Raw genomic sequence first — 15149 nt, 5'->3', positions numbered from 1 at the left:
CATTAACAAATTTTGACTATCAGTGTATGTTGCTATCATTCTCTTCTTTTTTCATATTTTCGTAAGGCGGTTTTCTCTTTAGAGAAATATCTTCTTCAAACGATAATAAAACCATTCGCGTTTTTTTAGCCTTTTAACACGTTCCGGTTTGCTGGCTGGGGCAAATAGTAGGCATTGTGCATCGAGCATTTAAACCCATTTGTTAATCACTTTTAAATCATTATAGACAGTTATTATCAAAACAGTAAATGCACCGTGTTCACTGAAATTCTATTGTTACGCTTTGGATTTGTATCAATTTTGTTTTTAGTTTGAAAGGTTAAAAATTTATTTCTACTAATTTATATGTTAGGCAGTTGGGTTTGCTTTTATTGGGAAATTTCCAGGGGTTATCTCATTATCTGTTTAGCCGTTGACGGCAATATGGGGATCTGTAATAGTTTCATAGGATTGTATTAAGTGAGTCAGGTTTAAGCAGTTCACTGTTCTCAGCTAATCAATCTCTAGATTTTGCCTGGTTATCCATGCAGATGTTTTTAATCAATCTTCTTAAGGATAAAATAATGAGATATGCAGTTACCTATTGTGCGATGGATCATGAGTTTAGTGGTAATCCTTTTTGGCATAGTTGCATTTTATTATCTCAATGGGATGACAATGGAAAGATTGAGGTAGTCGATAATTGGGGTTTTTATGGGGTGCCATCTACTGTTCGTGATACGTGGTTAAGTAAACTGAAAATCAAGTTGGGTCTGGATGTTGATTTGAAGGGCAATCATGGTATGTTACGACACGAAGAACTGCGTTATTTGGATGTTGGCTATGGTTTACATGGAGTTACTTTTGAGTTAACCAAGGAAAAATTTGATTTACTGCAGTTGAAATGCCAAACAATGTTGGAAGAACAGAAGCAAGCAGTTAAGGAAGTTGTTGAATCACAGGGGATTGCTGGTAAACAAAAATACCGTATTTATGAGCATGAAGAGTATTCCCCGTTAATTTTTGCTTTGGAAAAAATCAAGGCAAAACAAAAAGGCCATCAGCCAAGGCTTAAACCATTTGAGTTAAATTTGTCATTTACCCTGTGGGGGCCGGCTTTAAATCAATCCTATACTTGTAAATCACTGATGGTTGATTTATTAAAAGGCATACTGACTCAAGAGCAAATTGCCCGAATTACTGAAGCAGGAAAACACCCTACCGTACCAAGATACAGTGGTAAATTGGAAAGAATTTATTTGCATAGCAGCGGACCATTACGTGAACATAAAAAATCTTCCGGTGCGATTGTTCATTATCGTGATTTGCAGGACGAGGGAGTCAAATTACATTGGACATTGCCTCCACAAGAAATTGAAGCGTTATCCGGAGATACCATCAAATTACTGGAAATAAGCGAGGAGTATTGTGATGAGGTAAAACAAGCGATAAGCAAACTGCAAAAATTGGAGTGGTTATTTATTGATGCCAAATTACCAGAGAAATATAAGCCTTATCAAGACGATTTGGTTGCTCGTATTCGGCAATATTATGAAGCATTTGCTCAGGTTGAACCTAAAAAGGCTAAGTCAACAGCCACAGGCTGGATGGGATTCGCCTTTTCATTGCTCTCTTTGCCAAGAGATCTTGATGAAAAGTGTCTTTTGCAGAAATTAAATAATGCTAAATATCTGATTAACAGTCTATACATGGCTATTGTTGATCATTGGAAAATTTATGATGATTGGCCATCTGAAACTAAAGAAGACTCTACTGAATATAATCCTCTTGAAGCTTTGGCTGCTTATTTATGTGAAGAGGATAAGAAGAAACTTTGTAAGATTATTGGACGAAATTATCTGGATCCTTCGTCAGAAGAGGAGTTTGATGATATTGAAGAGAGCGAATGGGAACAGCCAGAGTTGAGCAGGAGTGTTGCAAGTCCTATGTAACAGCCTACATCAAGTCATTTTTTTAAATAGCAAATGCGGATTATTACACTGGATGATGTCTGCATTTGTACACTTATTGTTACCATTGTGTGATTTGAGGGAACTGGCTGAACGGGTTTTTCACTTCTAGAGAACTTACGCCCCCCAATCTCTTTGTTAAAAAGAGTTTTAGTTCAGTCATTTATTTTATCTAAATTTTCTCATTAAAAACATTTTTTGCCTTGGCCTTGGGTTTTTTTGTCAGTCCTGTTCTATTCTCATATTAATAACACTCTTAAACGAATATTGTGGGATGAACGCTTTAACATCGTGGATAAAGGCATGGTCACAGAAATTTTTCCCCAATCAGAAAAAAAATGAGAATAAAGAGGAAGAGGCTGATTTAACCCAAGAAAAAAAGGTGAGGCCTAATGCCGATTTTTATGAAAATTATTTTTCTCTTGTTGCCGCTGGTACCAGACTTAAACTGATTGAAGCCATGTTTGGTGTCAATTTATTTTCTTTATTTGAAAATAAGGCATGGGTTTTAGAAAAGGATATTATAGAAAAATTGCAATTAATGCCAATAAGGGCCAGGAAGTGGCTGCATCTTCTTAGTTCAGAGCATTTTTTAATACAAATTAAGGTTAATGGGCAGCAAGCTTATCAATTACCCGAGGAATTCATTGAGTTAATACACAGTGAAGAATTCCCTGCCATGGAAATGTTTTTTAAGACCTGGCTTGTTAGTGCAGAAGAAAATCTGACCGATGTATTGCGCTTTGGAAAAGTCAAGACAAGTGTTTCCTGGCCTCCGAAAACTCAGCAAGAAGCAGAGTGGCTTGAGGATTGGATGACTAGAACATCTGATCAGCCTACCTATTGTTTATTACAATCTATCAATTTTAAAAAGGTCAATAAATTTTTGGATGTGGGTGGTGGTGATGGAACTATGGCGTGTACTTTTGTTAAAAAATATCCGCATTTAAAAGCAGCAGTCTACAATTTGCCAATGTCTGCGCAGATGGCAAGAAAAAATATCGAATCGAGGAAACTAAATCATAGAGTGCATGTGATTGAGGGGGATTTTATTGAGAAGGATGCTTTTCCGGTAGGATTTGATCTTATTTTATTTACAAGAGTTCTGTTTGATTGGGATGATCAGGTGTGTAGAAAATTATTAAGAATGGCTTATCAGGCCTTACCAAAGAATGGATTAGTCGGTATTTGTGAATTTTATAAAGAGGATAATAACGACATTTGCCTTGCCTCGGAATATCGGTACATTTTTCACGATGATTTTGGTGTGAATGTGATGAAAAGGGCCTCAGAATATCAGAACATGTTAGAAAAAATTGGTTTCACTATTGTTCAACCGCATAAAGTAAAGGGGATGCATTTTTATTATTGTTCTTTGATATTGGCTCGAAAGTAAAAACCCTTATCTTTATTTTTGTAAAGCTTCAATTTATTTTACAGTGTAATAATTTCCAATAGCCAAAAAGATTGACTTTTTGAGTTTCCAGCAATTTAAATTCTTTATAATTTAAAATGGAATGGATAGAAAAATTCGAGTTAAATCCTACAAAATTATCAATATGTGACAGTTGTTTTTCAAAGAAGCGCAGGATGGGTTTTTCAGAAGCAAAATGATTCACAAATATTATTTCGCCTGATGGTTTACAAACACGTGAGATTTCTTTTAGAAAAGTATCAATATCAGGGACAACAGACGCAACATACATGGCAACAACAAAATCAAAATGGTTATCTGGAAACTCCAAATTAGCGGCATCCATAATTTTTAAATCAATATGGGTTGTTAATTTTTTCTTGACGATACGTTTTTCAGCCTTTTCTAACATTTTTTCTGAAATATCGATTCCAGTTATGTTCAAATCTGGACGGTAAAAGGGTAAAGATAACCCTGTGCCAACCCCAAGCTCTAAAACAGAAGCATTCAGGCCAGCATTTTTATTAACCTTATTAGTACATAGAGAGCGGCCTTGATGAAAGATAGATCCAAAAAGGACATCATAAAAAGAAGAATAAATATTATAAACTTTTTTTACTGAAGAGAGCGACATAACCAATACTCCATTTAGAAAGACAAAACGAAAAATAGAACCATTTGCTTTTAGGGATTATAAATTCGTATATTGTAATGAAAAAGTTCACTCCTGTTGAAACTGAGGTAATTTCATCTCAAAGTTATCTTTAGTAATATCTGCGCCAACAATACGAAATGATCCAAAGGATGAAGATATGTCTTAAATAAGTCAATGATCTCATGTAAAAATTTTGAATTTACAAAGTCAAAGTGACTCTTTTATAAGCGATGTAGCTACCAGGGAGAAGAATCAAGGTCTAAATTAAATGGTATGCAAACTGGTCGAAATTTCGTTGCCAGTAGATGGATATATTCTCTTTTATTTTAAATCCATAACAAAAAGTCGGGTCAATAAGACCCGACTTCAGAACTTCATGCGATTTGGGTTAAGGTCAATTAAAATCCTATAGTTTTTTTATTGGATTCATCTTCTTCAACCATGACAAATTTCAAATGCTCAGGCTCTCTACCTATCTTGGTGGAAATGTCATCGATTGCTTTCATTCTTTCTTCCAGTTCATCTGGAGAAGTTGTTTTACCCGCTAACTCAGTTAACAGTAAATGTAACTCCATCGCATTGTCTGTAGATATTCCCAATCCTTCTTGCAGTTCAGAAGGTCTTTTCCTTGCCAAATTAGAGATTAGCTGATCCGTATCAATCTTGTCATTAAATAATTCATTTTTGAATCGTGCAAGCGATTGCTGTTTAGTCCTGATGTCAAGTCGTTCGTCTGTGGTTAAACCTACTTTGTTGGTAAGACCCCAGATTAGATTACCCACCATTCTTGTTATTCCAGCTTCTCTGTCCAGCCGATCCAGTTCTCGTAATCTTGCATTTCTTGTTTTATCCAGATCGTCATGGTTAGCTTGACATACCTCACGTAATTGGGTAACGAAGACTTCGCTCTTGAGTTGCATTTGTACCATTTGAGGGTAGGCTTTTTGTTTTGCAACCAGCAAATCATTAAGTTTGGGAATATCCTCCCTTAGTTTTTCTGATGTCTTTGACTTATCCAATGTTTTTTCGAGTTTTGCGAGTAACTCGAAATTTTGTTGTATTTCCTTTTCCTGTTCGTGAAAAGTTTTCGCTTCCATTTGATTGATGGACACACGGATGGTTGTTATCAAATCTGAAACCAGGGATTGATTAATGCGCTGTAAGCTGCCGCTTAATTTATCCAAATCAGACAGATCCAGTGGATCTTTCGATGAACCGTGTTTTTTGATTCGCTCATTACGCAACATTTCAATATCAGTGGTTCTGTCAAGAAATGCTGCTATTTTTGTTTTCAATTCAGTCTGATTTTTGGGTTTTGTATTGTCAAGCGCTGAAATTTGTTTGGTTACTTCAAGTAAATAAGCATCGGCTAATTTGGTATCGATAACCTGTATTTGTTGTTCCAGTTTTTCAACATCTGAAAAATCAACTTTATCAGTTCCAACGTGCATCCGTATTTTTTCATTACGTAATACGGTTACTTCTTGTTTCAGGTTGCTCAAGTTAGATATGCCTTTCTTGACAGCATCAAGATTGGGTAATTTCCCTGTTTCAAGTTCAGTAATTTTCTTCGATGTGTTTTCTATCAGGGCATCATAGCGTTCTCTTACTTTCTTTTCATCGGTTACTACAGGGGTAACAACAGCACGCTGCAATGATTCCAGTTCTTGCCTGGCGCTTTGGATTTGTTCTCTTAGCTCTCTTCTAATTGTACCCATCTCTTTTTCGGACGGGATTTTTTTGAGAGCATCCAGTGCGCCAGCGATATTTTGCTTTTCCAGCGCGTCCTGGCATTGAGTCAAGGCGTCAAGCACCACTTTATTTCCAACCATTTGCTTAATGGCATCCATCTGTCTTTTGGCTTGCCTTGCTTCTTCAAAATTGAAGGCTGACCATTGTGTATCGGATGGGAATGCTGCTAATGCTTTACTTAAAGTGTCCGTGTCACTCTCCATGAGTCCACTAAGACTATTTTCTAAAACAGGACCAACGGTGTTTTTTAGAAAATTTTTGTAACCCGTCGATAAGTGTGAGTATTGCACTGCTTCTACTTCGTTTTGTAAATTGAAAATTGTCTCAAGGTCAGGTGCTCTCTGGGCTTTTTCAATAGAGCTTTTGACTTCGGCTAACTTTGCGGCTTGCATTCTTAAAAACGGTTCAACCGCATAGCCGCTTTCATGACGTGGTGTAAAGTCAGGGCTTTTTACGGCAACAAAGGTAAAGACATATCGATTTTCCCCTTTTTGCGTTTTACCATCAAGGGTGACCTTGACTGGGACCAGGGCAACATCCTCCGGCAAATAAACGGAGAATTCACTTTCGGTGCCTTCGCCATGGCGTCCTACTTGCTTGGAATGCAGCAAACCATCCGGGTCAAGCATTTCAAAGATGACATTGGAGTCCCAGGTTTCTTTTACAAGCTTAATCTCCGTGGTTGTACTGGCATTGGTTCTGCCGGACATTTTACTTAAATCATTTAACTTGATTTGTTTGAAGGCTTCTGGTGAATGATCGGTGAAAAGACGCTCTGTCGTATTGGCAATCATTGCATTCGCTTGATCAATTAATCCCTTGGTAAACTCTTCTGACAGGTTTAATCCACGAAATAGTCTTGTAGGGGGCTTGGCTTGCGAGGTATCCACTAGTGCTTTACTAGTCAAAGGCGTCATTAAAGTAGTAATCAACACCTCCTTGAAAGTAGAGCCTTTATCCCGGTTTTGGGCGATGGCATTGACTCGGCTAAAATACCACGCATCATTTTGCATGAGGAAAATTAGATCGTGTTTCTTTTGGGTGATGTTGCCACTACTATTATTAATTCTTTGGTCATTAATCCAATATTCTCCAATTTTCACCGGAACTGCTTCAGGATTGGTAGAATGAAACTCAGTGTCTTTTTCATGTCGCATTAAAGTATCAATGTTTCCTATGTCGGTGTCATTGAGGAGTGAGCCTACAACAGCCATCTCGCATTTCGCTAACAAGTCACGGAAGAATTGTTGTTCCAGTTTCTGGCCATTGATGAGCACATGATCATCATGGATGCAATCAGGATTGGCCAAGATTTGCTGAATGATGCGGGCAGCAGCAATTTCATCGACATTAGGTTGTCTTCTTTCTTTCCCTTTACTGGATTGAAAAGCTTGTTTAATAGGCTCAATTTTCGCCTTGTCATGGGCTGTTTGTAATTGTTTCAAACAAAAATCAACATCGTTTTCGCATCGTGCTCTGTTTAAAGAGTTCAGTCGATTCCAATAATCCATTTCATTCATACCTGGCATTCCACCTTGTAAATGTTTGCCAGAACCAGGGAAGGTATTTTGTATTTCAGGAAGTTTTAAAAATTCATCGACGCGCATAAGACGCTCATTTTCTTTTAATTTATAAGTTTGAGGGAAAACTTTTAAATCTCCTTCTTTCTGTCCTTTTTTCGGAGCTTCTCGGATAGGTTGACCATCTTCACCGATGACATAACGACCTAAACCAGAAACAACCAAATGAGGTTCTTTGTTATCGGAGTCAAAACCTGCGACTACTTCATAGGTAGCATGGAAAAACTGTCTTTGTATTCCAAAAACAGCTTCCGTTGCCTGTGAACCTATCCAGCGTTGCATGGAACTGAAATAGCGTTGTAAGAATGATTCAGGGGGTTGCTTGACCCGTACCAAATCGACCATATGGCCCTGGTTAATTAGCACATGGGCTGGGGTTGATTCCCAATCATGACTTTTATCTTCAATCACTCGGGCATAAAAATTGACATCTTCCTGATCTTTGAAAACATCAGGAATCAAAGTGGATTCATTGTCTTTCACATATTTTAAGAAAGCATCCCGGCTTTGTTCATGATATTTTTGGTAGTTCTTGGCATCGGATGCTTCATCATCACGTCCAGCTACAAAAAATGCCTGGGCAATCATGATTTTTTTTAGTTCTTGAGGGGTAACGTCAGCAATAGTACGTCCGTCTTTGAATTTCCCTAATGTTTCACCCCGTAATTTAGCTTTACGTGCTTCTTCAACAATCAATTCCGCATAAGCCATGGTCCGTAAAGTATGGGAAAGTCCATGATGTTGTCTGTACACCATTCGACCGCCAAAATTCGCAGGTGCTGATTCAACTGATCCGGTATACGGTTTGCCCAGATAGTTGTCATAGGCGTATTGTGCCGCGGCTTTAACGGTATCATCAGTATATAATGAAAACCCATTCCAAACAGGCACAGATTTATCTTGTGGTGCAGTGGGTTTAACAGACATTTCTTTAGGGGAGGTATCTTTTCCAGGAAGAACCAGTGTAGGAATTTCTATTTTTAAATCTTTTTCAGTGTTTTCTCTTAATGCTTTCCCATCTAATTGTGGGTCACCTTCAGGGAATTCATCAGCAACAGCACGTAACCATCCGGTAATTTTTCGATAACCGTCATGATCGAGTTCGTTACGCATTTCATTGGTAATGGTTTGTCCCACATTTAACAAAGTAGGGGGATTATGTTGATTTAATGCCTGGTGTGCTCTTAAACCAGCAGAGGCGACCCAGTAGCCGCATAATCCCATATTCAAACCGGAACCATTGGGAATAACAGAAAGGGTAGACCCCATTGGTAATTGGGCTGCTAAAATATTTTGATAGCCTTCACCTGATGTTTTGCCTAATGGGTCAAAGAGGTAGTATTGGTTGCCAGGACCTTTGATTAACATAATCCAGTGGCCGGAGTCTCTGTGTGGTCCTACCCCGGTTAACACGGGCATAAAACCTTGCCTGTTTAGCGCACCTGTGTCAATAGTTGGCACTCCGTTGTATATGCTACCGCTGGTAATATCTCCATACCCCATGCGTGCAAAAATAGCATGCATACCTTCTTGAGTTAGTTCTACCCCTTCGACATACTTAGGCATTATGGCTTCTCCCAAACTGATATTCTAAAACGTGCAAATGTGCACATTAGATGAATATAAATATTTCAAATTGTATGTTTATTATAGAAGTGTAGTATTAAGAAAGTATTAAATGTAAAAAAAAATATTCATTTTTTTTTGAATTTGATATTTGAAAAAAAATTGGGAGGTGTTCCTCTTGTATAAAGAGCAGGGCAGTAAAATAAGGTGAATTTGAGCGGAAAAGAGGTTGACCCTATCTTTATAGTGTTTCTTCATTAGAAGTGACATGTTTTAAAGCGATTAACAGAATGAGAAACTAATTCATATAATGTCTTTCATTTCTCATCTGCTAGCGCTTACGATCATTCACTGAATCATTTCACCATCGAACAAGTACTTAAAAGTAACCACTTTCTCGGTGATAGGTATCACGCTCATCTTCATCTACTGTGTGAGTCGACTCGAGTTTTACGGGTTCGGTACCTATTTTAGTTGAAATTTCATCAATTAACTGTGTATTTTCTTCAATTTCGATTTTCGAAGTCATTTTACTAGTGAGTTTACTTAACAGTCCATGTAATTCTTCGGCATTTTCTTTCGATATGCCTAAACCTTCTTCCAGCTCTGATGGTTTTTTATTTGCTAAAAAGGCAATGACTTGATTCGTATCGTATTTGTCATTATTCAATTCTGTTTTAAATCTTGCCAGTGCTTGCTCCTTCATTTTTATTTGCATCCTCTCGATACCTACTGTGTCTGTGGTAACACCTAATTTGTTAGTAACAGACCATAATCCCCCTAATAATCCGCCTTCCTGATTATCAAGTGAGTGAAGCCTGGTCCTTCTTGCTTCAGCTAAATTACCGTGATGAATTTTACAGATATCACGTAATTGGGTAACCAGATCTTTACTCTTGGATTGCAAATCCAGCATTCCGGAATTGGCTTTTTCCTGTTTATCAAGGAGAGAATTTCTACAGGCGCTAATGTCTTCTTTTTGTTTCATTCCTTTTACCGAACTATCCAGTGTTTTTTCAAGTTCTGTTAAAAGATCAAGACATGCTTTTACGTAAGGTTCTCCTTCCTTAAAGTTAGCCCTGTCATTGATTCTATCTAGACCATCTTTAGTAGCATTTAGTATCATGCCAGTCAAATTTTGATTAAAGGTTTGCAATTGACCTTTTAAACTATCCAAATCGGACATATCCAGAAGTTCAGGGGATTTACCGTGTTGTTTGATTCTTTCATTACGAATCAACTCCAGGGTTTCCAGGTAACTGTTAAGCTTGGTTGTCATTGATTTTATATCTTCAAAGGTCAATTTCCTGGGTATTTTTACTAATGCTGAGATTTCTCTGGTTGTTTTATCCAGGAGTGCTGTCAGTAATTTAGGTTGAGCATTTTGTACTCGTTTTTCCAAGGCTTCTATGTCAGAGAATTCCACTGCTTTTTCTTTGCCATCATGTATTCGGGATTTTTCACTACGTAGGAATTGTAATGCTTCTTGCATGTTATTTAAGTCTGACATAGCCTTTTTATAGCTTTCGGGATCGATAGGTTTGATCTTTTCAAAGTTACCGATTTTTTGTGTCGCTCCATATAGAAGAAATTGATAGTATTCTCTCGCTTTTGTTGCGGCAACATGTTCTGGCGAGACGGGTTTACTACCCATTTTGGTTGATATTTCATCAATTAATCTTGTGTTTTCCTGCAATTTATCTATTGGAGTAGCTTTTGCGTCTAGTTGCTTTAACAGTCCATGTAATTGCTCAGCATTTTCTTTCGATATGCCCAAATTTTCTTCCAATTCGGATGGTTTTTTCTTTACCAGAAATTGAATAAGTTGACTCACATCACTTTTGTCATTATTTAATTCAGTTTTAAATCTTGCAAATTCATTTGCTTTCTTTGACTCGGCTTGACTTATAGCAGTCGTTATCTGGCTAAAGAAACCGCCTAATATTCCTCCGGTCTTGTTCAGTAGCTGTTGTTGTTCCTCTCTCGTTTTGGCCAAATTATCATGATGAATATTGCATAGATTACGTAATTGTGTAATCAATGCTTCACTCTTGTATTGCAATTGCAACATTTCTGGATAGGCTTTTTCCTGCTTCTCCATTAGAGAGTTTTTATAGGTGTTAAAGTCTTCTTTTTGTTTCATTCCTTTTACCGAACTATCCAGAGTTTTTTCAAGTTCAGCAAAATGGTCAAGGCAGCGTTTTATATATTGTCCTTCTTTTTCGAGTGTAACCGGATCCTTGATTTTATCGAGTGAGTTTTTAGCTCCATTTAATAAAATTTGGGCTAAATGCTGACTCACGCCTTGTAGTTGATTTTTTAATTTATCCAGATCAGACATATCCAGTGGCTCAGTGGATTCACCATGCTTTTTAACTCTTTCATTACGAATGAATTCCAAGGTTTCCAGGTAGCCATTAATCTTGGATGTCATTGATTTAACATCGTCAAAACTGATTGACTTGGGTATTTTTTCAAGTTCTTGAATACCTTTTGTTGTTCCTTCCACAAGCGAGGGATATAAATTGGGCTGTGCTTCTTTTAATCTCTTTTCCAAGGCCTCTATGTCAGAAAAGTCCACTGCTTTATCTTTGTCAGTATGCATGCGAATTTTTTCATTGCGCAAAAGGTTTAATTCTTGTTGTATGTTATTTAAATCGGCAATGGCCTTATTATAACCGTCAAGATTGGCCGGTTTGATTTTTTCAAAGTCGGTGACTCGTTTGGTCACGTCTGTGAGAAGCGTTTCATACCGTACTCTCATTTTCTCAGCATCTTTTACAACAGGGGTAGTGACTGCGCGTTGCAAGGATTCAAGATTTCCAGTCAGCTCTTGCTTAACACCTACAATTTGCCCTCTTAACTCTTGTCCTATCCCCTTGGCTTTACCTATTTCCTTTTCTGCAGGCAGTTTATTAAGCGCTTGTAATGCTTCTGTGACATTTTGTTTATCCAGTGCTTCACCACATTCCGTGAGAGCTGGGATAATTTGAGTTTGCAGCATGATTTTCTTTTCGATCTGTTGCTTTAATACATCCATTTGAGCTTTGGCTCTGACTGCTTCTCCTGATTTAAAAGCAGACCATTGTTTATCAGTAGGGAATTTTGCCAAGGCTTTTTGCATCATCTCCATATTGTTTGTTCTAAGAGCAATATGACATTCCTGTAATACAGGGATGACGTGTTGGTTAAGAAAATCTCTGCGTTCCGGAGATATTTTGTTATCACTGGTTTCCAGAGAAAAACGATGAGAGAGTCTATCAAAAACCCCTTCTCTAAGAGGCAATTTGGCTTGCCTGACCATTTCTGTTCTTAAGCTTTTTAGTTGTTCGTCGATGTTATAGCTGTCTTTATCCTTTTCAATGGCATCCAATGCCTGGGTGACTTTCTCTTTTTGCATTTTCATGAAGGGTTCAACCGCATAGCCGCTTTCATGTCGTGGTATAAAGTCAGGGCTTTTAACAGCAACCAGTGTAAAGATATACCGATCTTCTCCTGTGTCTGTTTTTCCTTCAAGAGTTACCTTGGTTGGAACTAAAGCGACATCTTCCGGCAAATAAACGGAAAATTCATCTTCTGATCCAGTCATATGGGTTCCTACTTGTTTTGGATGCAGTAAACCATCCGGGTCAAGCATTTCAAAAATGACATTGGAGCCCCATATATCGGTTAAAAGTTTCATATTTTTGGTTGTGCTGGCACAGGTTTTGCCAGACATTTGGCTAAAATCATTTAACTTGATTTGTTTGAAGGCTTCAGCAGAGAGATCAGTAAAAAGCGTATTTTCTGTATTGGCAATAATGGCATTGGATTGATTGATTAATTTATTGGTAAATTCTTGTGGCAGATTTAATCCACGATACAGTTTTTTCGGAGCTGGGACGTGGGATGTATCTATTAATGATTTATTAGTCAAAGGCGTCATTAAGGTGGTAAACAGCACTTCTTTGAAATTGGAGCCTTTATCCCGGTTTTGTGCGATGGCATTGACTCGGCTAAAGTACCAGGCGTCATTTTGCATGAGGAAAATTAAATCATGCTTCATTTGAGTGACGTCGCCACCTTTGGTTCTTATTCTATTTTCCCAGGCGTCTCCAATTTTCACTGGAACTGCTTTGGGGTCAGTAGAATGAAACTCAGTGTTTTTCTCGTGTCGCATTAAAGTATCGATATTTTTGATGTCGGTGTCATTGAGCAGTGAGCCTACAACAGCCATATCACATTTCGCTAACAAGTCACGGAAGAATTTTTCTTCCAGTTTTTGACCATTGATGAGCACATGATCGTCATGGATGCAATCAGGATTGGCCATGATTTGTTGAATAATGCGGGCGGCCGCAATTTCATCCATATTAGGTTGTCTTCTCTCTTTCTCAGAGCTTGATTGAAAGCCATTTTTAATGGCATCCGTTTGTAGTTTTGAACGGGCTTTTTGGATAGCTCCCAGACATTTTGCAGGGTTTTGTTCACATTCTCCTGCAAATGGTGTTGGGAAATAGTAAGAGCTTGCTTCCAAACGTGTTTTGTAACCAGGGTAGGTTTGCTGCACATCAGGAAAAGCGTAGTATTCCTTTATGGTTAGGAATCGTTCGTTATCTTTCAGTTTATAGTCACGATTGACAGCTTTTGGTAAGTCTTTCTTGGAAGCTGGTACCTTATCATCAACAATAACAAATTTCTCCCCGCTATAAGGATTTTCATAAGGTCCACCTCTACTGGGGTCATCAATTGCTTCAGGGTTAACTAAGGGAACAACAGCGCCTGTGGCAAAGAAAAAATCTCGATGGGCCTTGAGGACCACTTCAGCACCTTTTGAACCGACGGTACCTTTCAGTGTATTGTAGGTACGTTCCAATGCGACTTCGGCAGGTGCTTTAGTCCTCATTAAATCGACCATATGGCCTTGATTTATCAGGATATGTGCCGGGGTGGCATCCCATTCATGATTTTTATCCAGAATAATCGCAGCATAGAAATCGACTTCTTTTTGATCTTTAAATATTTTGCCGATGAGCTTGTTATCTTCAACGTATTTCCTGAACGCTTGCTCACTTTTCTCATGATATTCCGCGTAAAAATTTCTCTTGTGGACGTCATCATAGCCGGAACGCTCATCATCCCTTCCTACCACAAAAAAGGCTTGTGCGATGAGAATTTTTTTCAGTTCTTCTGGTGTTACATCAGCTAAAGTCTGACCATTTTTTGCTTTACCTAATGTTTCTCCTCTCAGTTGAGCTTTACGTGCTTCTTCTATCATCACCTCGGCACAAGCCATTGTTCTTACCGTATGAGCAAGACCATGAGGTCCTCGATCGGGCCCTTCATTTGGAGGAAGTCGTCCTTCTTCCGGTGCTTTTGGATTTTTTAATGGGCCAGGATATGGTTTTCCTAAATACTCTTTATGAACATACTTTATGGTGTCTAGAACATCATCGTCATTCTCTAATAACTTACTGTCTAAAGAATACTTGGGAGCTACTTGTGGTGCAGTAGGTTTTGTAGAAACTTCCTTAGGAGCTGTGTCTTTGACTGGAGAAACAGGAGAGGGTATCTCTATGTGCAAATCTTTTTCAGTGGTTTGTCTTAATGCTTTCGCATCGGGTTGGGGGTCACCTTCTGGAAATTTATCAGCAACAGCTTTTAGCCAGCCGGTAATTTTCAGATAACCATTATCGGTTAATTCATCCTTCATTGCATCCGTTGTGATTTGACCCAAAGTTTCTAAATTGGGAGGATTATCCTTATTGAGTGCAGAACATGCCTTTAATCCAACAGAAGCAACCCAATAGCCACATAGCCCCTTGTTTAGGCCGGGCTCATTGGGGATAACAGAAAGGGTGGAGCCTTTGGGCAATTGAGTGGCTAAAATGTCTTGATAGCCTTCACCTGAAATTTTACCCATTGGATCAAAGAGATGGTATTGGTTGCCTGATCCTTTGATTAACATGATCCAGTGACCGGAGTCTCTCTTAGGTCCTACCCCTGTTAATACAGGCATAAAACCTTGCTTGTCGAGAGCTTCTTGATCAATAGTAGGTACTCCGTTATAAATAGTACCGCTTTTAATCTCGGGATGCCCCATCCGTGCAAAAATAGCATGCATGCCTTCTTGAGTTAACTCTACCCCTTCTACATATTTAGGCATTTTACTTTCTCCCAAGCGAATATTTGTATGTACAAATACTGATTCTAATAGATGTGAATATTCTTATGTTTATTTTCATTATAGGGCT

Annotated in this window: 5 protein-coding genes; 2 read left to right on the top strand and 3 right to left on the bottom strand. The window is 38.2% G+C overall.

Going from position 1 to position 15149, the window contains the following annotated elements:
• Positions 1-482 precede the first annotated feature (482 nt).
• Together LPG_RS10855 and LPG_RS10850 are read left to right on the top strand one after the other, a co-directional pair.
• The gene (locus LPG_RS10855; protein WP_010947871.1) at positions 483-1931 is read left to right on the top strand and encodes a lpg2160 family Dot/Icm T4SS effector; all 1449 of its coding nucleotides are present in this window, start codon (positions 483-485) and stop codon (positions 1929-1931) included.
• 292 nt (positions 1932-2223) lie between these two features.
• Positions 2224-3345 (top strand): methyltransferase, encoded by a 1122-nt coding sequence (locus tag LPG_RS10850; RefSeq protein ID WP_010947870.1) that lies wholly within the window; start codon positions 2224-2226, stop codon positions 3343-3345.
• Positions 3346-3373: 28 nt separating this feature from the next.
• Here the strand turns inward: LPG_RS10850 and pmtA are convergent, their stop codons facing one another.
• The 3 genes from pmtA to sdeB all read right to left on the bottom strand — a co-directional run bounded on the left by pmtA (position 3374) and on the right by sdeB (position 15061).
• Positions 3374-3997, bottom strand: a complete 624-nt coding sequence (gene pmtA, locus LPG_RS10845) for a phospholipid N-methyltransferase PmtA (protein ID WP_015444207.1) — start codon at positions 3995-3997, stop codon at positions 3374-3376.
• Between the two features lie 419 nt (positions 3998-4416).
• The gene (gene sdeA, locus LPG_RS10840; protein WP_015444208.1) at positions 4417-8916 is read right to left on the bottom strand and encodes a T4SS effector NAD-dependent ubiquitin ligase SdeA; all 4500 of its coding nucleotides are present in this window, start codon (positions 8914-8916) and stop codon (positions 4417-4419) included.
• A gap of 379 nt (positions 8917-9295) precedes the next feature.
• A complete protein-coding gene (gene sdeB, locus LPG_RS10835) occupies positions 9296-15061 on the bottom strand; it encodes a Dot/Icm T4SS effector SdeB (protein WP_015444209.1) in 5766 nt (1921 codons plus the stop codon).
• Between the last annotated feature and the right edge of the window lie 88 nt (positions 15062-15149).

This window comes from Legionella pneumophila subsp. pneumophila str. Philadelphia 1 (assembly GCF_000008485.1).
GTDB lineage: Bacteria > Pseudomonadota > Gammaproteobacteria > Legionellales > Legionellaceae > Legionella > Legionella pneumophila.
This window is presented reverse-complemented; position numbering and strand designations above follow the sequence as displayed.

Coding starts and splice junctions, on each gene's coding strand:
- LPG_RS10850 (WP_010947870.1), top strand. CDS start 2,224: ATGAACGCTTTAACATCGTGGATAAAGGCATGGTCACAGAAATTTTTC.
- pmtA (WP_015444207.1), bottom strand. CDS start 3,997: ATGTCGCTCTCTTCAGTAAAAAAAGTTTATAATATTTATTCTTCTTTT.
- sdeA (WP_015444208.1), bottom strand. CDS start 8,916: ATGCCTAAGTATGTCGAAGGGGTAGAACTAACTCAAGAAGGTATGCAT.
- sdeB (WP_015444209.1), bottom strand. CDS start 15,061: ATGCCTAAATATGTAGAAGGGGTAGAGTTAACTCAAGAAGGCATGCAT.